This window comes from Streptomyces sp. NRRL F-5650, from assembly GCF_000721365.1.
Lineage (GTDB): Bacteria > Actinomycetota > Actinomycetes > Streptomycetales > Streptomycetaceae > Streptomyces > Streptomyces ardesiacus.
On record NZ_JOGV01000020.1, the window covers coordinates 32436 to 51161 of the forward strand.

General features: G+C 72.9%; 21 protein-coding genes. 12 read left to right on the forward strand and 9 right to left on the reverse strand.

Features of this window, described 5'->3' with window-relative positions:
* Positions 1-139 precede the first annotated feature (139 nt).
* Positions 140-622, forward strand: coding sequence for a molybdopterin-dependent oxidoreductase (locus IG88_RS0119400; RefSeq protein WP_031042527.1), 483 nt, complete (start codon positions 140-142; stop codon positions 620-622).
* Positions 623-707: 85 nt separating this feature from the next.
* Here the strand turns inward: IG88_RS0119400 and IG88_RS0119405 are convergent, their stop codons facing one another.
* The gene (locus tag IG88_RS0119405; protein ID WP_031042529.1) at positions 708-1103 is read right to left on the reverse strand and encodes a TOBE domain-containing protein; all 396 of its coding nucleotides are present in this window, start codon (positions 1101-1103) and stop codon (positions 708-710) included.
* Between the two features lie 129 nt (positions 1104-1232).
* Between IG88_RS0119405 and IG88_RS0119410 the strand changes: the two genes are divergently transcribed.
* Positions 1233-1679, forward strand: a complete 447-nt coding sequence (locus tag IG88_RS0119410; RefSeq protein ID WP_031042531.1) for a DUF6892 domain-containing protein — start codon at positions 1233-1235, stop codon at positions 1677-1679.
* Between the two features lie 85 nt (positions 1680-1764).
* Here IG88_RS0119410 and IG88_RS0119415 read toward each other — a convergent pair whose 3' ends face one another.
* Positions 1765-2433, reverse strand: coding sequence for an NUDIX domain-containing protein (locus IG88_RS0119415; RefSeq protein WP_031042533.1), 669 nt, complete (start codon positions 2431-2433; stop codon positions 1765-1767).
* Positions 2430-2813 carry a hypothetical protein gene (locus IG88_RS0119420; RefSeq protein WP_031042535.1) on the reverse strand — a complete coding sequence of 128 codons (384 nt, stop codon included), beginning with the start codon at positions 2811-2813 and terminating at the stop codon, positions 2430-2432. The genes IG88_RS0119415 and IG88_RS0119420 overlap by 4 nt, the downstream gene beginning before the upstream one ends.
* A gap of 48 nt (positions 2814-2861) precedes the next feature.
* On the opposite strand from IG88_RS0119420, the gene IG88_RS0119425 reads away from it, so the two are divergent.
* The 6 genes from IG88_RS0119425 to IG88_RS0119450 all read left to right on the forward strand — a co-directional run bounded on the left by IG88_RS0119425 (position 2862) and on the right by IG88_RS0119450 (position 9283).
* Positions 2862-3620: a DeoR/GlpR family DNA-binding transcription regulator gene (locus tag IG88_RS0119425; RefSeq protein WP_031042536.1), complete on the forward strand. Its 759-nt coding sequence runs from the start codon at positions 2862-2864 to the stop codon at positions 3618-3620.
* A 272-nt stretch (positions 3621-3892) separates the two neighbouring features.
* Positions 3893-4555 (forward strand): DedA family protein, encoded by a 663-nt coding sequence (locus IG88_RS0119430; RefSeq protein ID WP_031042537.1) that lies wholly within the window; start codon positions 3893-3895, stop codon positions 4553-4555.
* Between the two features lie 89 nt (positions 4556-4644).
* Positions 4645-5844, forward strand: a complete 1200-nt coding sequence (locus IG88_RS0119435) for a sensor histidine kinase (protein WP_078861541.1) — start codon at positions 4645-4647, stop codon at positions 5842-5844.
* Positions 5844-6479, forward strand: a complete 636-nt coding sequence (locus IG88_RS0119440) for a response regulator transcription factor (RefSeq protein ID WP_031042541.1) — start codon at positions 5844-5846, stop codon at positions 6477-6479. Before IG88_RS0119435 ends, IG88_RS0119440 begins: the two co-directional genes overlap by 1 nt.
* Before the next feature lie 264 nt (positions 6480-6743).
* Positions 6744-8144 (forward strand): MFS transporter, encoded by a 1401-nt coding sequence (locus IG88_RS0119445; RefSeq protein ID WP_031042545.1) that lies wholly within the window; start codon positions 6744-6746, stop codon positions 8142-8144.
* Complete coding sequence (locus IG88_RS0119450; protein WP_037836217.1) at positions 8141-9283, forward strand: FAD-dependent monooxygenase; 1143 nt, start codon at positions 8141-8143, stop codon at positions 9281-9283. Before IG88_RS0119445 ends, IG88_RS0119450 begins: the two co-directional genes overlap by 4 nt.
* On the opposite strand, the gene IG88_RS0119455 is transcribed toward IG88_RS0119450, so the two are convergent.
* The gene (locus IG88_RS0119455; protein WP_078861542.1) at positions 9270-9518 is read right to left on the reverse strand and encodes a DUF397 domain-containing protein; all 249 of its coding nucleotides are present in this window, start codon (positions 9516-9518) and stop codon (positions 9270-9272) included. The two genes, IG88_RS0119450 and IG88_RS0119455, sit on opposite strands and share 14 nt — an antisense overlap.
* On the reverse strand, positions 9515-10333 hold the full coding sequence (locus tag IG88_RS0119460) for a helix-turn-helix domain-containing protein (RefSeq protein WP_037836219.1): 819 nt from the start codon (positions 10331-10333) through the stop codon (positions 9515-9517). Before IG88_RS0119460 ends, IG88_RS0119455 begins: the two co-directional genes overlap by 4 nt.
* Positions 10334-10477: 144 nt before the next feature.
* Here IG88_RS0119460 and IG88_RS0119465 point away from each other — a divergent pair, with 144 nt between their 5' ends.
* The 4 genes from IG88_RS0119465 to IG88_RS0119480 all read left to right on the forward strand — a co-directional run bounded on the left by IG88_RS0119465 (position 10478) and on the right by IG88_RS0119480 (position 15966).
* Positions 10478-10930 (forward strand): ATP-binding protein, encoded by a 453-nt coding sequence (locus IG88_RS0119465; protein ID WP_199807472.1) that lies wholly within the window; start codon positions 10478-10480, stop codon positions 10928-10930.
* Positions 10931-11028: 98 nt separating this feature from the next.
* Positions 11029-13329, forward strand: a complete 2301-nt coding sequence (locus IG88_RS0119470) for a glycosyl hydrolase family 18 protein (RefSeq protein ID WP_031042558.1) — start codon at positions 11029-11031, stop codon at positions 13327-13329.
* A 155-nt stretch (positions 13330-13484) separates the two neighbouring features.
* Positions 13485-14132, forward strand: coding sequence for a TetR/AcrR family transcriptional regulator (locus IG88_RS0119475; RefSeq protein ID WP_031042560.1), 648 nt, complete (start codon positions 13485-13487; stop codon positions 14130-14132).
* A 199-nt stretch (positions 14133-14331) separates the two neighbouring features.
* On the forward strand, positions 14332-15966 hold the full coding sequence (locus tag IG88_RS0119480) for an MFS transporter (protein WP_031042561.1): 1635 nt from the start codon (positions 14332-14334) through the stop codon (positions 15964-15966).
* Here IG88_RS0119480 and IG88_RS0119485 read toward each other — a convergent pair.
* From IG88_RS0119485 to IG88_RS0119500, 4 genes are read right to left on the reverse strand one after another with little or no spacing between them, the layout of a single operon-like run.
* On the reverse strand, positions 15947-16840 hold the full coding sequence (locus tag IG88_RS0119485; RefSeq protein WP_031042562.1) for an ATP-binding cassette domain-containing protein: 894 nt from the start codon (positions 16838-16840) through the stop codon (positions 15947-15949). The two genes, IG88_RS0119480 and IG88_RS0119485, sit on opposite strands and share 20 nt — an antisense overlap.
* Positions 16837-17586 carry a cobalt ECF transporter T component CbiQ gene (cbiQ, locus tag IG88_RS0119490; protein ID WP_031042563.1) on the reverse strand — a complete coding sequence of 250 codons (750 nt, stop codon included), beginning with the start codon at positions 17584-17586 and terminating at the stop codon, positions 16837-16839. Before cbiQ ends, IG88_RS0119485 begins: the two co-directional genes overlap by 4 nt.
* Positions 17587-18006, reverse strand: coding sequence for an energy-coupling factor ABC transporter substrate-binding protein (locus IG88_RS0119495; protein ID WP_078861543.1), 420 nt, complete (start codon positions 18004-18006; stop codon positions 17587-17589). It abuts the gene before it with no gap.
* Positions 18003-18710: an energy-coupling factor ABC transporter permease gene (locus IG88_RS0119500; RefSeq protein WP_031042569.1), complete on the reverse strand. Its 708-nt coding sequence runs from the start codon at positions 18708-18710 to the stop codon at positions 18003-18005. The genes IG88_RS0119495 and IG88_RS0119500 overlap by 4 nt, the downstream gene beginning before the upstream one ends.
* Positions 18711-18726: the final 16 nt, after the last annotated feature.

Below are 18726 nucleotides of genomic sequence, written 5' to 3' on the forward strand. Positions count from 1 at the left end.
TACGCCGAGCATACTGCCGCAGGTGCGAGGGGAAAGTCCCCTGTTGCTTCGCATGAGCTGGATCAAGGTTTCTTTTGCATGGCATGTGCGTTTGTACGGTCCGGCCGGACGGGTACGGTCATGCGGGAGGTGGTAGCCCGTGAGCCAGTCCCTCGCGGTCCCCGGCGCCGCAGTCGTCCCGCCGGCCCGGATCGTCGTCACCGGTGACCTGGGCCGGCCGGCCCGGCTGACGGTGGCCGACCTGCTCGCCTGGCCCCAGCACGCCGTGCGGGTCGCCTTCGAGTGCGCCACCAGCGGTAGCCGGCACCACCACTTCACCGGACCGCTGCTGCACGACGTCCTCGCCGACACCGCCCCGGCCTTCGACCCCGCCCGCCGCAAGGACCGGCTGCGGTTCCTGATCGCCGTCCACGGCGCCGACGGGCACCACGTCCTGCTCTCCTGGGCGGAGATCGACCCGGACTTCGGCCGCGCGCCCGTCCTGCTGGCCGTCACCCTCGACGGCACCGCCCTCGACCGGTCCGGCGCCCAGCTCGTGCTGCCCCAGGACCGCTGCGGAGGACGGCACGTCAGCGGCATCGACGCGATCCGCGTGGACGGCGGCTACACCGCGTGGAGCTGACGGCGACCCGAGCCCGGTGTGCCCGGTCGGCATGCACGTTCAAACTCGGTCGGTATGCACGTTCAAACTCGGTCGGGACGCACGTTCAGACCCGGTCGATGTGCACGTTCGTCGACTTCACCCGGGCGGTGGCCTCCATCCCGACCTCCAGCCCCAGTTCCTCCACCGCCTCCCGGGTGAGCAGGGAGACCAGCCGGTGGGGTCCGGCCTGGATCTCCACCTGGGCCGCGACGTCACCGAGCTTGACGGCGGTGACGATGCCGGGGAAGGCGTTGCGGACGGAGGTGTGGGAGGTGTCCTCGTCACCGCTCCCGCCCTTGGCGAGTTCCGCCGAGAAGGCGGCCAGGTCCTTCCCGCGGATGAGCCGCTTCCCCGTCTCGTCCCGGTGGGTGGCCACCCGTCCCGCGTCCGCCCACCGGCGTGCCGTGTCCGGACTCACGCCGAGGAGCCGTGCTGCCTGGCCGATCGTGTATGACTGCATGAGCGCCAAGATAGATCCGCGGGCGGGGACACGTGCGTCGGCGACGCCTTCCGGTCGCCGTCGAGTGGTCGGACCCCGTCGAGTGGTCGGCCCCGTCGAGTTGTCGGACCCCGTCCGTAGGGTGCACCCATGACGCAGTTCACCGATTTCAACTTCAAGCTCCTCGTCGTCGAGCGGCTCATGTACGCCGACGGCACTCTCACCCCCAGGTTCGACCTGGGCTCCCACCTCGTGGACCAGGGCCTGATCGAGGACGACGGCGACCCCGCGTACACGTACACCGTGCGGAACGGCCTGAGCCACCAGGTGGTGCCCGTCGCCCGGGACTACTTCGAGGCCCTGGAGATATCTCCGGAACTCCTAGCTTCCGTGGAGGAGTTGGTGCTCGACGGCGGACTTCGGGTCTACTTCCACTGCTCCCCGGTCTGGGACGGCGAGGACGACCTCTACGACGTCCGCTCCCTGGACGACCTGCCGCTCCTGCCCAACCTCAAGCGGATCAGGGGCGCCGACGACTTCTGGTCCCCGGAGTTCCTGGAGGTCCTGGCGGAGCGGGGCGTGGCGGCGGACGGTTAGGGGGTGCCGTTCGGATCGTGCCGGGGTCGGGGGACTGGCACGGTCGTGTGCGGCGGCTCCCCGGGCGGTCGCCGTCGTCGTGGAGTCACCCGGAGGCCGAGAAGGGGCCGTCCAGGGCCGCCCATTGCAGGAGCAGGACGGTCTTTCCGTCGGCGATGCGGCCGTCGCGGGTCATGGCGAGGGCTTCGGTGAAGGGCAGTTCGAGGACTTCGATGTCCTCGCCCTCCGCTTCCACCCCTCCGCCGTCCCCGGTGCGGTCGGCGGGGGTGTAGGGGGCGGCGAAGAAGTGGAGGCGTTCGGTGACGGAGCCGGGGCTCATGTAGGCGTCGAGGACGTGGGTGAGCGGGCCGAGGGTGACGCCGAGTTCCTCGGCCGCCTCGCGGCGGACGGCGGCCACCGGGTCGTCCGCGTCGAGCAGTCCGGCGGCCGCTTCGACCAGCATGCCGTCGGGGTGGTCGTTGACGTAGGCCGGGTAGCGGAACTGCCGGGTGAGCAGGACGCGGCCGCGTGCGGTGTCGTAGGGGAGGACGACGGCGCCGTTGCCGCGGTCGTAGGTCTCGCGGACCTGTGTCTCCCAGCGTCCGTCGCGGCGGCGGTAGTCGAAGGTGGTGCGGCGCAGGACGTGCCAGCCCCGGGAGGTCAGCTCGACGTCGCGGACCCGGACGGCGGGGTTGCGGTCGAGACCGCGCCCCGCCCGGTCGAGTCCGGTCCGGCCGCGGTGGTCCGGGGTGTCCACGCCGGGCCGGGGACTCACGCGGCGCCCTGCCGGTCGAGGGCCGGGATCTCCGCGACGTCGTGGAAGACGGGCAGGCCGCGGCGGCGGGCGAGGGCGACGTCCTGGTCGGCGCCCGTGGAATCGCCGGGCAGCCGCAGCACGGCGTCGCAGCGGGTCAGGAGGCGTTCGGCGGTCGGGTACAGCACCTGGTCGGCGAGGGGATCGGTCGGGCCCGCGCCCGCCGAGCGAAGGACGGGCAGGGCGATCCACTCCCCGATGACGGGGAGGTGCCCGGCCGCGAACACGGGCCACGCCGCCTCCTCCAGGCGCGCGAGATTGGCGGCCATGGCCTGCGGGTCGCCGTCGGTGCCGGAGCGGTAGGGGCCGGCGATGAGGATCAGCATGGGTTTGTCGGTCATGGGCGCTACGATACATGCAGAAACGTGCAACAACAGGAGAGAACGCGGATGCTGGCTGCTGAACGACGCGACCACCTGCTCGAACTGCTCGCCCGGGAGGGCAAGATCGTCGCCAAGGACGTGGCCGCTGGGCTGCGGATCTCGGAGGACACCGTGCGGCGCGACCTGCGCGACCTCGCGAACGAGGGACTGTGCCAGCGGGTCTACGGCGGGGCGCTCCCCGTCTCACCGGCCGTGGTGGACTACGGAGCCCGGCAGACCGTGGCCCCGGACGGCAAGCGGAAGGTCGCCTCGGTGGCCGCCGGACTCGTGCGGCCCGGCGGCGTGGTGATCCTCGACGGCGGTACCACCGCCCTGGCCGTGGCCCACGCCCTCCCGCGGGACCTGGCCTGCACCGTCATCACCCACAGCCCGCCGGTCGCCGTCGCCCTGCTCGACCACCCGCAGGCCGAGGTCTTCGTGCTGGGCGGCCGCCTCTTCAAGCACTCGGCGGTCACCTCCGGCGCGGCCGCGGCCGAGGCCGCGCAGAACGTCTCCGCCGACCTCTTCCTCCTCGGCGTCACCGGTGTGCACCCCGAGGCGGGCCTCACCACCGGCGACGCCGAGGACGCCGCGATGAAACGAGCCCTCGCCGCCCGGGCCGCGGACACCTACGTCCTCGCCTCCTCCGAGAAGATCGGCACCGCCTCCCGGTACCGCGTCCTGCCCTGGGGGGAGATCAGCGGACTCGTCACGGACGAGCGGGCACACCACCCGGTGATCGAGCAGCTCACGGCAGCCGGGGTCGAGGTACTGCCGGCCGGCTGACGGCGGCGAGGACCAGGGTGAGGACCCGGGTGCGGACGGACCGCGGGCCACCGGGCTCCGCCGTGCCGTGGCCGTGGCCGTGGCCGTGGGCCACGGGGCCGGGGGCGGGCTTTGTCACCCAGGCCCTGTGGAAAACCGCAGGTCCGGGGTGAGGGAAAGCCGTACGGACGTGAGGGCTGTCCGCATACCGGCCCCGGGCGGGCGTTCCTAGCGTGGTCGACGGACCGCGGCACCCGGCCCGCGGCGTGCGTCTCGTACCCGGAGATCCCTACATGGACCACATCACCCTGGCGTTGCCACAGGAGCCCGCGGACGGCGTCGCCGGATGGGCGGCCGACCTGGTGGACTCCCTGGGCGGCCCCGGCGCGGGCCTGGCCATCGCCCTGGAGAACCTCTTCCCGCCGCTGCCGAGCGAGATCATCCTGCCGTTGACCGGTTTCGCCGCCGGGCAGGGTGTCCTCAGTCTCTTCGCGGCCCTGTTCTGGACCACACTCGGCTCCGTGGCGGGCGCCGTCGTCCTGTACGGGACCGGCGCGCTGTTCGGCCGCGAGCGGGTCTACGCGATCTGGGCCAGGCTGCCCCTGGTCAAGGTCTCCGACCTGGAGCGGACGGAGGCGTGGTTCGCCAAGCACGGCACCAAGGCCGTCCTCCTGGGCCGCATGGTGCCGATCTTCCGCAGTCTGATCTCCCTGCCGGCCGGGCTCGCCCGCATGCCGCTGCCGGTCTTCGCGGCGCTCACCGCCCTCGGCAGCCTGATGTGGAACACCGTGCTGGTCATGGCCGGTTACTGGCTCGGCGACCAGTGGGAAACCGTCGGTGACTACGTCGGTGTGATCAGCAAGGGCGTGCTGGTCCTGGTGGCCGCGGCCCTCGTCTGCTACGTGGTGGCCCGCCTGCGCTCGCGCGGCCCGGCACGGCACCGCCGTACGCCGTGACCGGTCCCGTTCCCGCACGGGCCGGGCGATCTTGTCCGGGCTGCGCGGCGCGACTACGCTCGGCGACCGTGCAGGGGGAATCGGTGGACATGACCACCCGGCATCTCCCGACGGCGCCCGGGACCGCGCTGCCGGGCGGTGAGAGCGAGGCGACGTCGCCCCCGGCGCTCCCGCTGCGGGCAGCGGGAGTCCTGCTCGGGTGCCTCACCGCGCTGCTGGGACTGCTGTACTTCCTCGTCGCCGGCACCCTGCTCGGCCCGGTCCTGCTGTGGCCGTACACCCGGCGGCGGGCGTCGGCCCTCCTCACCGCCGGGGCCCGACGGCTGACGGCTCTCGAACGCCGACGCCGTTCGGTCTTCTTCGGGGACCGCTTCCCCGCCCGGCCCGTGCCCGACCAGCGCGTCCTGCGCTACGTGGCCGCCCGCACGTACACCGGTCTCGTCACCGGAGTCGTGGTCGCCCTGCTCGGCTTCGGCGCCGTCCTCGCGGGTCTGCTCGTCGCGTCCCTCGTCCGGCGCGCCCCGGACCTGGGGGACCTGGCCACCCAGGTCCTGCTAGGCGGGGTGCTGCTCTTCCTGGACGTGCAGGGCCTCGTCTCGCTGACGGCCCTCGACGCGAAGCTGGCCCGGGAGTGCTTCGGCCCCTCGGAGAGCGAGCTGATGCGGCGGCGCATCGACGAACTGGCCACCAGCCGGGCGGCCGTGCTCCAGGCGGTCGACGCCGAGCGCCGGCGCATCGAGCGGGACCTGCACGACGGGGTGCAGCAACGTCTGGTGGCGCTGGCCATGCTCTTGGGGCGGGCCCGGCGCGGCGGACGCACGCCGGAGCAGGTGCGCGGCCTGGTGGAGCAGGCCCACGAGGAGGCGCGGGACGTCCTGACGGAACTGCGCGAAGTGGCCTGGCGGGTGTATCCGGCCGCCTTGGACAACGTGGGGCTCCAGGAGGCGCTGGCCGGGGTGTCGGAGCGGTGCGGCATTCCGGTCCGGACCGACTTCGCGCTCACCGGGCCCCTGCCCGCGGCCGTGGAGACCGCCGCGTACTTCGTGGTGTCGGAGGCGGTGACCAACGCCGCCAAGCACTCGGCCGCCACGGAGATCGAGGTGAGCGTCCGCCGGTACGGGCCGGTCCTGGTGGTCCGGGTCGAGGACGACGGCGTCGGCGGCGCGAAGCCGGAGGGCGGCGGGCTGACCGGGCTGCACGGCCGGGTCGGGGCCCTGGACGGCCGACTGCACGTACACAGCCCCTCCGGGGGACCCACCACGATCACCGCGGAGCTGCCGTGCGCGTAATGCTGGCCGAGGACTCGACCCTGCTGCGGGAGGGGCTGGTCCGGCTGCTCACCGAGGAGGGCCACGAGGTCCCCGCCGCCGTGGGCGATGCCGCCGCCCTGGTGCGGGAGGTCGCGGCCCGGCCGCCGGACCTGGTGGTCGTGGACATCCGGATGCCCCCCACCCACACCGACGAGGGGCTGCGCGCGGCGCTGGAGATCCGCGAGCGGTGGCCCGGCGTCGGGGTGCTGGTCCTGTCCCAGCACATGGAGCGCAACTACGCCGCCCAGTTGCTGACGTCGAACGCGGAGCGCGTCGGGTACCTGCTGAAGGACCGGGTCGCCCAGGTGGAGGAGTTCCTCGACGCGCTGGAGCGGGTCCGCGCGGGCGGTGCGGTGCTCGACCCGGAGGTCGTGCGGCAGTTGGTGGTCCGCACGACGCACAGTGATCCGCTGGCCAGGCTGACCCCTCGCGAGCGCAGTGTCCTGGAGACCCTGGCGCAGGGGTACACCAACGCGGCCATCGCGGAGAAGCTGCACATCTCCCTGAGCGCGGTGGAGAAGAACCTCAACACGGTCTTCGACAAGCTCGACCTCACGCGCACCACCGGCTACAACCGCCGGATCCTGGCCGTGCTCCGCTACCTGGAGTCCTGACGTACGGACGGAAGCCGTCGACGCCTCGTGAGGTCCGGCACCCGCCTCTGACCGACCCCCTACCCCGGTAGCACCCCCGCATTGGCTCCCCGGTACGACGCCCGGCGCACGGGCGTCGCCGCACTCTGCCTCCCGTTGCCCAGGGACGGCCGTACCGCTCACGGACGGCGCCCGCACGGACAAGGAGGCGGAGATGACGGAACGACGACGGAAAGAACGCGGCACCGGTGAACCGGCCGGTGCGCCGAGCGCGGCGGTGCGCTCGTGACGACGACCCTCCCGGCGCCCCCGGCCCGCATGGGGAAGGCCGCGGTCGGGGCCCTCGGACTGCTGGCGCTGTCCACCGGCGCCCTGGAGTCGGTGGTGTCGCCGACGATCCCGCTGCTGGAGCGCGAACTGGACATGAGCCAGTCCGAGGGGGCGCTGCTCAGCATCGTCCTGCTCATCACCGGCGCGCTCGTCACCCCGCTGGCGGGCAAGTTCGGCGACCGCTACGGCGGCAAGCGGGTCCTGGTCCTGCTGATGGCGCTGGTCTCGGCCGGCGGCATGGTGTCCGCGCTGGCCCCGAACCTGCCCGTGCTGCTGCTCGGCCAGGTACTCCAGGGCGCGATGGTGGGCGCGCTGCCCCTGTCGTTCGTCGTCGTGCGCCGGCACCTGCCCGCGAGCGACTCCAAGGTCGCCATCGGCGTGGTCAGCGGGCTCTTCGTCGGGGGCGGCATGGTCGGCATGCTCTCCGCCGGGCCGGTGGCCGAACAGCTCTCCCGCCACTGGATGTTCGCCCTGCCCACCCTCGCGGTCGCCGGGGCCACCCTGCTCGTGCACCGGATCATGCCGGCCGACCCGCCCGGTCCGGCGGACGGCGCCGGGACCGACTGGCCCGGCCTGCTGCTCCTGAGCGGCATGCTGGTCACGCTCATGCTCGTCCTCGCGCTGGCGCCCGAGGCGGGTGCCCAGCCGCTCGTCCTCGCCTGCCTCGTCGCGTTGCTGGCCGCCCTCGTCGCCGGATGGGTCAGGGTCGAACGGCGCGCCGCCGCTCCCATGGTCGACCTGCGCATGCTCGCCCGGCCCGCGATGTGGAAGGCGTGCGTGCTGACGTTCGTGATCTGCCTCGGCACCGCCATGGCGGTCTACCTCGTCCCGCAGTTGCTCGACGAACGCGGCGACGGCTACGGGTTCGGGGCGAGCGCCACCGAGATCGGCTTCTTCCTGCTGCCCGGCGCGATCGCCGCGACGCTGGCCGGACCGCTCGGCGGAATCGGCGACCGGCGCTTCGGCTCGCGAGCCGTGGTCACCACCGGCGTCGTCATGATGGCGCTCTCCCTGGCCGCCCTGGCCGCCGTGCACACCGAGGTCTGGCACCTCGTCGTCGGCAAGGCGCTGATCGCGCTGGCCAACGGTCTGTGCGTCACGGCGCTGATGACCAGCACCGCCACCGCCGTCGACCGGAACGACACCGGCATCGCCACCAGCCTGATCCTGGTCAGCCGCGTCCTCGGCTACGCCGTCGGCGGCCAGCTCGGCGGCGCACTCCTCACCGCCGGAACCCCCGCCGGGTCGCAGGCCGCCGCCGAGTCGGCCTACGTCACCGGATTCGTCATCGCCGGAGCCGTCGTCTCGACGGCCCTGTTCGTCACCCGCACCCTGCGCAAAGGAGCCACGGCATGACCCGCACCACACCCCGCACCACACCCCGTCCCACGGTCCTCGTCTCCGGGGCGAGCATCGCCGGACCCGCCCTCGCCCACTGGCTCAACCGGCACGGATACGCGGTCACCGTGGTGGAGAAGGCCCGCACGATCCGCAGCGGCGGCTACCCCGTGGACGTCCGCGGCACCGCACTGGACGTCGTGGAGAAGATGGGCCTCCTGCCCCGACTTCGGGACGCGCACATCGACCTGCGCCGGCTCACCTTCCGCGACGCGGACGGCGGCGAGGTCGCCTCGCTCCACCCGCACACCGTCACCGGCGGGGCCACGGGCCGCGACCTGGAGATACGGCGCGGGGACCTCACGGACGCCCTGTACGCGGCGGTCCGGGACGACGTGGAGTTCCTGTTCGACGACTCGGTCGACACCCTCGACCAGTCCGGGCACGGGGTCGACGTCGTCTTCCGGAGCGGCCGAAGCCGTACGTTCGACCTGGTCTTCGGCGCGGACGGCATGCACTCGCGCACCCGGACGACGGTGTTCGGCCCCGAGGAGCGCTTCCACCGCTACCTCGGCCACTGCTTCGCGGTGTTCCCCATGCGCAACACCCTCGGCCTCTCCCACGAGACGGTCGTCTGGAACACCCCGGGCAGGACCGCCGCCCTCTACGCCGTGGAGGACGACGACGAGGTGCACGCCTTCCTCAACTTCGCCCAGCCCACCCCGCCGCGCGAGTTGTTCGGGGACAAGCAGGCCCAACGCGACCTGATCGCGGACGTCTTCGCCGACGCCGGATGGGAGGTCCCCGGCATCCTGGCCGCCCTCCGCGACGCGGACGACGTGTTCTTCGACGCGGTCGGCCAGATCCGCATGCCCCGCTGGTCCAGCGGCAGGGTCGCGCTGCTGGGCGACGCCGCGTACGCACCCTCGTTCCTGACCGGCCAGGGCACCAGCCTCGCCCTCGTCGGCGCGTACCGCCTCGCCGGTGCGTTGGCCGCCGGGGGCCACGCGGAGGGCTTCGCCGCCTACGAGCGCGGTACGCGTGACCTCGTGACGCGAACGCAGGACCGGGTCGGGGAGGGCGGCACCCTCTTCCCGACCACGGCGGCGGCCCTGGAGCGGCGCAACGAACGGCTGCGGAGCCTCAGCGGCCGATGAACCCCGCCCACGCGTCGCGCGACACGCGGATGACGGGACCGGGGACGGCCTTGGAGTCCCGGACGAGCACGGCGTGCGTGCCTGCGGCTATTTCGACGCACTGGCCGCCCTCGGTTCCGCTGTAGCTGCTCCTGACCCAGGCGACCTCGACGCATTGGCCGCCTTCGGCTCCGCTGTAGCTGCTCCTGATCCAAGTGAGACTCGACGCGATGGCTGAGGAATCAGAGTGGTTCATAGCGATCTCAGCAACCTTTCCACGAAGTCGAATGACTCTCGGGATGGGAGAGCCTGCGATCGGATGATCCCATAGCGTGCGGCGGCGAGCGTCGTCTGCTCCGGTTCTGTCTGGAGGGCACTGGTGCCCTGGGCTTCGGTGTAGACGAACCGCATCCCGTCCTTGCGGGTGATGACGGTGAAGGCGCCGTCCACCCCGGCGTTGTGCTCGCGGTCTGTTGGCATGACTTGCAGCTCCACATGCTGCTTCTCACCGATCAGGAGCAAGTGCTCCAACTGGCCGCGGTGTACTGCTTTGCCTCCCCAAGGGTGCCGCAGTGCCGCCTCTTCAAGCACGAAGCTGAGCAGTGGTGCGGGCCAGCGTTCAAAGATGTCCTGGCGGGCCAAGCGGGCCACCACGCGCTGCTCGACGGTCTCCCGGTCCAGCACCGGGCGACGCATGTCGAGCACAGCCCTGGTGTACTCCTCTGTCTGAAGCAGTCCGTTGAGCACATGGGTGTCGTACGCAAGCAGCTCTACGGCCTCCTTCTCCAGCGACGCCATCCCCTGGAAGAACACCGGATACTGCGCCCGCTCCACCTGCTCCTTCCACACCGTCAGCAACCCGCCCGCGTCCAGGACCTCGTCCGCCCGCTCGATGGTCCTGGGCGACGGGATGCGCCGCCCCTGCTCGTACGACGCGACCGTGGCCGCCGAGTAGCCGATCCGGCGGCCGAACTCCTCGCGTTCCAGGCCCGCCCGGACCCGCAGCGTCTTCATCGTCTGGCCGAACGCGACGACCACCGTCTGCCCGGACGTGTCCGCACCCTCACTCATCGGCACCGCCTCCCTGCCCCAACGCCGTCCCCGCGCACCCGTTACGCCGCGCGGCGCGTACCCGTGGTGCCGCCGCGCGTACACCCGGCCGCGTCGGTGCGTCACCACTGGTCACGCTACGCGACCGACGGCACCGTTGTCGGCATGACCAGCCAACCCGTCGTCACCGACGGCAACTTGACGCGCACCTTCGAGATGCGCTTCACCTCGACCCCGCGCGGCGCCCGTCTGGCCCGCCGGCTGGGTGCGCACCGACTGGACGCCTGGGGCATCCCCTACGGCACCCGCCCGCACGAGGAGATCGTGCTCGTCCTGGGCGAGCTGACCGCCAACGCCGTGCGCCACGGCCATGTCCCCGGCCGGGACTTCCACCTGCTCCTGCGTGTACTCGTGCCCTCCGGCCGGGTGCGGATCGAGGTCACCGACAGCCGTGGCGAACGCCTGCCGCCCGAGCCGGAGGAACTGCGCGCGCCCGGCGACGGGGGCACCGGCGGCCGGGGGCTGCTCCTGGTCGCCGCGCTCGCCGAGCGCTGGGGGCGGCACCCGCGGTCCGGCGGGCCGGGCAAGACGGTGTGGGCGGAGTGTGCGCCCGGTTGACGCATTGGTCCAGACCTTCTACGTTGTGGGCGCTCCACTCCCTCACGCGCGCACGGTTCACCTCACCCCTGTACCACCCCACCACCACAGGGAGAGCCATGTACCCCAGGCGCAGACCACCCACCGGGCTCGGGGCGCGGATCGCCGCCCTGCTGACCGCACTGCTGCTGCCACTGGCGGCGCTCACCGCGCTGGCGACGCCCGCCCAGGCGGCCGGGACGCTCACGGCGACCTTCACCAGCCAGACCAACGGGTCGGGCTGGACGGGCAAGTACGTCGTCCACAACAACGGCACGGCCGCCTCCGACGGCTGGACCCTGGAGTTCGACCTGCCGTCCGGCGTGTCCGTGAGCGGGCACCTCTACGGCGAGGCCACGGTCTCCGGACGCCACGTGACCGTCAAGAACGCCTACTACAACGGACGGGTCCCGGCGGGCGGCACCACCGAGCCCTACAGCTACCAGTTCTCGGCGACCGGCCCCGTGGGCACCCCCACCGGCTGCACCGTCAACGGCGACAAGTGCGACGGCACCCCCGACGTGCCGCCGGCCGCCCCCGGCGCGCCGGAGGCGACCGCGGTCACCGCGCACACGGTCGCGCTGAAGTGGGCGGCGGCCGCGCCCGGCGACCACCCCGTCACCTCCTACGAGGTGCTGGAGGGCACGGACACCGTCGCCACCACCACCGGCGGCACCTCCGCGACCGTCACCGGCCTGACCCCGGCGACGCGCCACACCTTCACCGTCCGGGCCACCGACCGGCGCGGCAACGTCGGACCGGCGAGCCGGCCGCTCACCGTCGAGACCGTCGACCCGTCCACCGACCCGACACCGCCGACCGCGCCGGGCAACCCGCGCAGTACCGGCAAGACGGCCACCACCGTCGGCCTCGCCTGGGACAGGTCCACCGACAACGTGGCCGTGGCCGCGTACGACGTCTACCGCGGCGACACCCTGGCCAAGACCGTCGGCGCGGACACCACCACGGCCACGGTGGACGGGCTCTCCCCGGCCACCGCCTACACCTTCACCGTCAAGGCCCGGGACACCGCCGACAACTCCTCCGCGGCCTCCGCGGCCGTGAAGGTGACCACCGACGACGTGGCCGGACCGGGCAAGCAGCTCAAGGTCGGGTACTTCGTGCAGTGGGGCATCTACGGACGCCAGTACTTCGTGAAGAACCTCGACACGTCCGGCGCCGCGAAGCAACTGGACGTCGTCAACTACGCGTTCGAGAACCTCGACCCGACGGGCCTCACCTGCCAGGCGGGTGTCACCAAGGGCACCTCCGGCAATCCGCAGGACCCCGACGAGGGCACCGGCGCCGGGGACGCGGACGCCGACTACGCGCGGCCCATGTCCGCCGCCCAGTCGGTCGACGGTGTCGCCGACGACGGCTGGGGCAAACTGCGCGGCAACCTCAACCAGCTCAAGAAGCTCAAGGCCAAATACCCGCACCTGAAGGTCGTCGTGTCGCTCGGCGGCTGGACGTACTCGAAGTTCTTCTCGGACGCCGCCGCCACGCCCGAGTCCCGGAAGAAGTTCGTCGAGTCCTGCATCGACGTGTGGATCAAGGGCAACCTGCCCGTCTACAACGGCGCGGGGGGTCCGGGCACGGCCGCGGGCATCTTCGACGGCATCGACATCGACTGGGAGTGGCCGGGCGCCGAGGGCCACCCGGGCAACCACTACGGCGCCCAGGACAAGGGCAACCTGACCGCCCTGCTCGCCGAGTTCCGCAAGCAGCTCGACGCGCTCGGCGGCGAACACAGGCTGCTCACCGCGTTCACCCCGGCCGACCCGGCGAAGATCGAGGCGGGCTGGGACCTCGGCAGGATCTTCCAGTCCCTCGACTACGCCAACGTGCAGGGGTACGACTTCCACGGCGCGGGCAGCGACAACTCCTGGGAGCCCAAACGGACCGGGCACGCGTCCAACCTGTACGCGGACGCGGAGGACCCCTACCCCTTCCACTTCAGCATCGAGAACGCCATCCAGACGTACCTCGACGCGGGAGTCAACCCGCGCAAGCTGACCGTCGGCTTCCCGTTCTACGGGCGCGGCTGGCAGGGCGTCGCGGAGGGCGGTGCGGCCGGTGAGTGGCAGGACGCGAACGGCGCGGCGCCCGGTCAGTTCGACACGGAGGCGGGGGTCCGCGGCTACAACAACCTGATCGCGAGCTTCCCGGCCATGACCGTCCACCACGACGAGGCGTCCGTGTCGACGTTCGGCTACACCGGCCCCGGCGGCCAGTGGTGGTCCTTCGACGACACCTGGTCGATCGGGAAGAAGACCGACTGGGTCAGGTCCAAGGGCCTGCTCGGCGGATTCGTCTGGGAGATGTCCGGAGACACCCCGGACGGCCGGCTGATGACCGCGCTGGACACCGGACTGAAGTGAGGCAGGGCGCCACCGGCCGCGGCCGCCTCGCGTGCGGGCTGCGCGAGGCGGCCACGGCCGGCCGCCCCTTCCGCCCCCGTGCCAGAATGGACCTTCCGTTCCCCCTGCCCTGCCCTGCCCAGCCCAGCCCGGCACCGTCCCGCACCGAGGTTCCCGTGAGCAAGTCCGTCGCCCGTGAGCCGCAGCGACGCAACGCGCGGTCCAACCGGGCGCGCATCCTGGCCACCGCCCGCCGGGAACTGGGACGCAACCCCGACACCACGCTGGAGGAGCTGGCCCGGGCGGCCGGGGTCGTACGGCGTACCCTCTTCGGCCACTTCCCGGGGCGCTCGGCCCTGCTCGAAGCCCTCGCGGAGGAGGCGTCCGAGACGCTGCGGGAGGCGATGGCCCACGCGCCGGAGGCGTCCGAACCGGCCGACCGCGCGCTCGCGCACTTCACGCTGCTGATGTGGCCCGTGGGCGACCGCTACCGCATGCTGCTGGCCCTGGCCCGGCACGACCTGGGCGCGGAGCGGGTGTCCGAGATCCTGGCCCCGGCCCGCGCGGAGGTCACCGCCATCCTGGAGCGCGGCCAGCGGGACGGGGTCTTCCCGCCCCACCTGCCGCCCGTCGCGCTGAGCGCCGGGCTGGAGGCGATGATCGTCGCCCTGCTGGAGCAGGTCAACACCGGCGCCCTGGAGGACGACGGCACCCGGGCCGCCGTCGCCACGCTCATCGCGGCCGGAGTGCCGGAGCGCCGGGCCGGGGCCGTAGTCGAGGCCGTCGCCCCGGCGGCGCTCGCGCACTCCGTCACGGCCGAGTAGGGCCGCCCCCACTCCGACAGGCGGTCGCCTCGACAGGCGGTCGCCTCAACAAGCGATCACCTCACCAGGCGGTCGGCCGCGTCCGAGGCGTGGCCGTCCGCCGTATTTGCACGTCCATGGGCAACAAACTATTCTGCTCTTGTCTGCACATCCATGGGCAATTAAGCATCGCCCTCGCTCGCTTCCCGGGAGCTCTCCCATGCCCCTACTGGCCACCACACCCGTCGAGAAGATGTCCGGGCCCTACGCCCGGCGCTGGTGGGCTCTCCTCGTGCTCTGCCTGAGCCTGCTGATCGTCGTCATGGCCAACACCTCCCTGATCGTGGCCGCCCCGGACATGACGGCCGACCTGGGGCTGAGCAGCAGCGACCTCCAGTGGGTCATCGACGGCTACACCGTCCCGTACGCCGCGCTGATGCTGGTGCTCGGCGCGATCGGCGACAAGTACAGCCGCCGCGGCGCCCTGGTCACCGGTCTGGTGATCTTCGCGGGCGGTTCGGTGATGGGCAGCCTCGTCCACGAGACGGGGCTGGTCGTCGCGGCCCGCGCGGTCATGGGCGTCGGCGCCGCCGTCGTCATGCCGGCCACGCTGTCACTGCTCGTGGCGGTCTTCCCGAGGCAGGAGCGGGCCCGCGCCATCACGGCCTGGACCGCCACCTCGGGACTCGCCATCGCCGTCGGCCCGCTGGTCGCCGGCTGGCTGCTCGAAGACCACGCCTGGGGCTCGACCTTCCTGGTCAACGTTCCCGTCGCGGTCCTCGCCGTCGTCGGCGCGCTGGTCCTCGTACCCCCGTCCAGGGCGGTCGGCATGGGCCGCATCGACTACGTCGGGGGCTTGCTCTCCATCGTCTCCGTCGGCAGCCTCGTGTACGCGACCATCGAGGGCCCGCACTTCGGCTGGGGCACCGGTCCCGTCGTCGCCGCCGTGGTCGCGGGGGTCGGACTGGCCGCCTTCGTCGCCTGGGAGCTGCGCCACCCGCACCCCATGCTCGACGTGCGGCGCTTCCTGCTGCGGCCCTTCAGCGGCTCCATGCTGGCGGTGCTGTTCTTCTTCTTCGGCACCTACGGCGCCATCTACTACGCCACGCAGTTCCTCCAGTTCGTGCTCGGCTACGGCGCCCTGGAGACCGGCGTACGGCTGCTGCCGCTGGCCGGTGCCGTGTTCGTGGGCGCCGCGGTGACCGGGAAGCTGACCCCGAGGCTCGGCGTGAAGGCGATGGTCGGCTCCGGCATGGCGATCGGCACCGTCGGTGTCTTCCTGCTGGTCCTGATCGACCAGGGCTCCACCTACGCCGACTTCCTCGCCCCGATGCTGCTGCTCGGCCTCGCCATCGGCCTCAGCGTCTCCCCGGCCACCGACACCATCATGGGCTCCTTCCCGGAGAGCGAACTCGGCGTCGGCGGCGGCGCCAACGACACCGCCCTGGAACTCGGCGGCTCGCTGGGCATCGCCGTCCTGGGCTCCCTGCTCGGCACCTCCTACCGGGACGAACTCTCCGGCCTCGTCGGCGACCGGCTCCCGGCCGCGGCCCTCGACACCGCCCAGGACTCCGTGGGCGGCGGACTCGCCGTCGCCGAGCGGCTCGCCACCAACCCGGCGGCCGGACCGGAGCAGGCGCAGGCCCTCGCCGACGCGGTGAACAAGGCATTCGCCCACGGCGTGTCGACGACCAGCCTCGTCGGCGGCATCATCATGGCCGCCGGTACGGCCGTCGTCCTCGCCGTCCTGCCCGGCCGCCGGGCCCGCCGGGCCGCCGAGGCAGGCTCCGAGCAGGGCGCGACGCAGGGCGCGGCGCAGGAGCGGGACGCCGAACTCAGCCGTCCCCGGGGCTGAACCGCCCCGGCTCCGCGGGCTCGCGCCCCTCGGCCAGCGCCGCCAGCTCCTCCGCCGTACGCGGGCCCGGCGCCGAGCCGGGCAGCAGCCCCCGCGCCCGCAGCAGCCCCGCCGCCGCGACGCCCCACGGCAACCGCAGCCCGGCCTGCCGCAGCAGGTCGGTGCGGGCCAGCGTCTCGGCGGCCGGGCCGGTGCGGACGCCGTCCGGGGTGAGCAGGGCGGCGTCGTCCGACCAGCGCAGGGCCAGGTCGACGTCGTGGGTGGCCATCACCACGGTGGTGCCGCCCGCGCGCAGCCCGTCCAGGGCGGCGAGCAGCCGCTCCTGCCCGTCCGGGTCGAGCCCCGCGGTCGGCTCGTCGAGGACGAGCACCCGGGGCCGCATCGCGACGGCCCCCGCGATCGCCGCCCGCTTGCGCTGCCCGTACGACAGCAGGTGCGTGGGCCGGTCGGCCAGCGCCGAGATGTCCAGCGCGGCGAGCGCCCGGGCCACCCGGGAGCGGACCTCCGCGCCGGGCAGACCGAGGTTCAGCGGCCCGAAGGACACGTCCTGGCCGACCGAGGCCGCGAAGAGCTGGTCGTCCGGGTCCTGGACCACCAACTGCACCGTCGTCCGCAGCCGGGTCAGCCCCTTGCGGTCGTACCTCACCGGCTCGCCGCCGAGCGTCAACGTCCCCGTACGCGGCCTGAGTCCACCGCTGAGCAGCCTCATCAGCGTCGTCTTGCCGCTGCCGTTGCGGCCCAGCAGCGCCAGCGCCCGCCCCTCGCGCACCGCGAAGTCCAGGCCCGTCAGCACGTCCGGGCCCTCCTCGTACCCGAACGACGCGCCCCGCAGGGCGACCAGGGCCGCTTCCGGTGACCGCGCCGGTCCGCTCACGTCAGGGGTCCTTCCAGGAGGAGGGCGAGGCCGGCCAGCGCCGCGAGGAGCGCCACGCTCGCCGCCGTGAACGGCACCGAGACCCGGGCCTCGGGCACCAGCACGCGCAGGGTGCCGTCGTAACCGCGCCCGGCGAGCCCCGACTGGAGCCGCGCCGCCCGGTCGAAGGCCCGCACGAACGCGGTGGCGCCGAGCCCGCCGAGCGAACGCCAGGCCGCCGCCCGCGTGGTGTGCCCCAGCCGGGCCGCCTGCGCCTGGCGGATCCGGTGCACGGAGTCCAGCAGCAGGAAACTCATCCGGTACGTCACCAGCGCCACGTCCACGACCGGCGCGGGAACCCCGGCCCGCACCAGCCTCGGCAGCAGGTCGGACACCGGCGTGGTGAACGCGAACAGCAGCACCCCCAGCGAAGCCGCCGAGGTGCGCAGCAGCAGCCCGCCCGCGCGCGCCGCGCCGCCGTCGGCCGCCGTCAGGAACCCGTCCGGGCCGCCGACCTGCACGAGCAACGGCAGCGCACCCGTCACGCAGAACCCCAGCGGCACCCGGTAGGCCCGCCACAGCCGGCGTCCGGGCACGCCCGCCGGGCCGAGCAGCACCGTCAGCGCCGTCACCAGCACCAGCGCCGCGCCCGGCCAGGGCGGCAGCGAGATCGCGAGCACGGTCAGGCCGAGACCGAGTACGACCTTGTCCACGGGATGGCGGCGGCGCCAGCGACTGCCGTGCGCCGCCGCGTCGATCGGCAGCACTCAGTCCCCTTCGGGGGCGTCCCGCGTGGCGGCCGTGGCCGTCGTGGCCGCGGGGGCCGTCATGGGCGCCGTGGTCCCGGAGACCGTCGTGGGCGCCGTGGTCCCGGAGGCCGCCACCGCCCGCCGCTCGCCCTGGCGACGGCCCCGGCGCAGCCCGAAGTAGTACGCCAGCACGCCCGCGCCGAGCGCGGCCTGCAACGCGAACAGCGCCGACTCGACCTCCCCGGACGGCGGTTCGTACAGCGGGGAGAACCAGGGCTCGTAGTCCGGCTCGATCTCGGTGATCGCGGTCTCCGCCTCGGCGTCGGCCCCGGCGAACGGCTCCTCCTTGTGGTCGCCCAGTCCCAGCACCAGGGGCAGGACGGCCAGCGCGGCCACGGCGAGCAGCAGCAGGGCGTTGATCTTCGCGTTCCGGCTCATCGGGCCACCGCCCGTTCCTTGTTCCCCGTGCCCGCCGCCGTCTTCGTCAGCAGCACGCCCAGCCGGGTCAGTTCGCCCCTGCTGGACTGCACCAGCAGCCGCATCACGATCACCGTGAGCAGGCCCTCGCTCACCGCCAGCGGGAGCTGCGTGACCGCGAAGATCGAGCCGAACTTGCCGAGCGCGCCCAGGAATCCGCTGCCCGGGTCGGGGAAGGCCAGCGCGAGCTGGACGCTGGTCACGCAGTACGTGGACAGGTCGGCGACGAACGCGCCCGAGAACACGGTCACCATCAGCGGCACGTCCCAGCGGCGCAGCAGCCGGTAGACGCCGTACCCGGCCCAGGGGCCGACGACCGCCATCGAGAAGACGTTGGCGCCGAGCGTGGTCAGCCCGCCGTGGGCGAGCAGCAGGGCCTGGAAGAGCAGGGTGATGGTGCCCAGCACCGCCATGACGGGCGGCCGGAACAGGATGGCGCCCAGGCCGGTACCGGTGGGGTGGGAGCAACTCCCGGTGACGGACGGCAGTTTCAGGGCCGACAGGACGAAGGTGAAGGCCCCGGAGGCGCCGAGGAGCAGCGTGCTCTCCGGATGCTCCCTGACCTCACGGGTGAGTGACCGGACTCCGTGGACGACGAACGGCGCGGACGCGACACCCCAGGCGATCGCGTGCGCCGGTGGCAGAAAGCCCTCGGCTATGTGCATGGCTCAGCAGACCCTC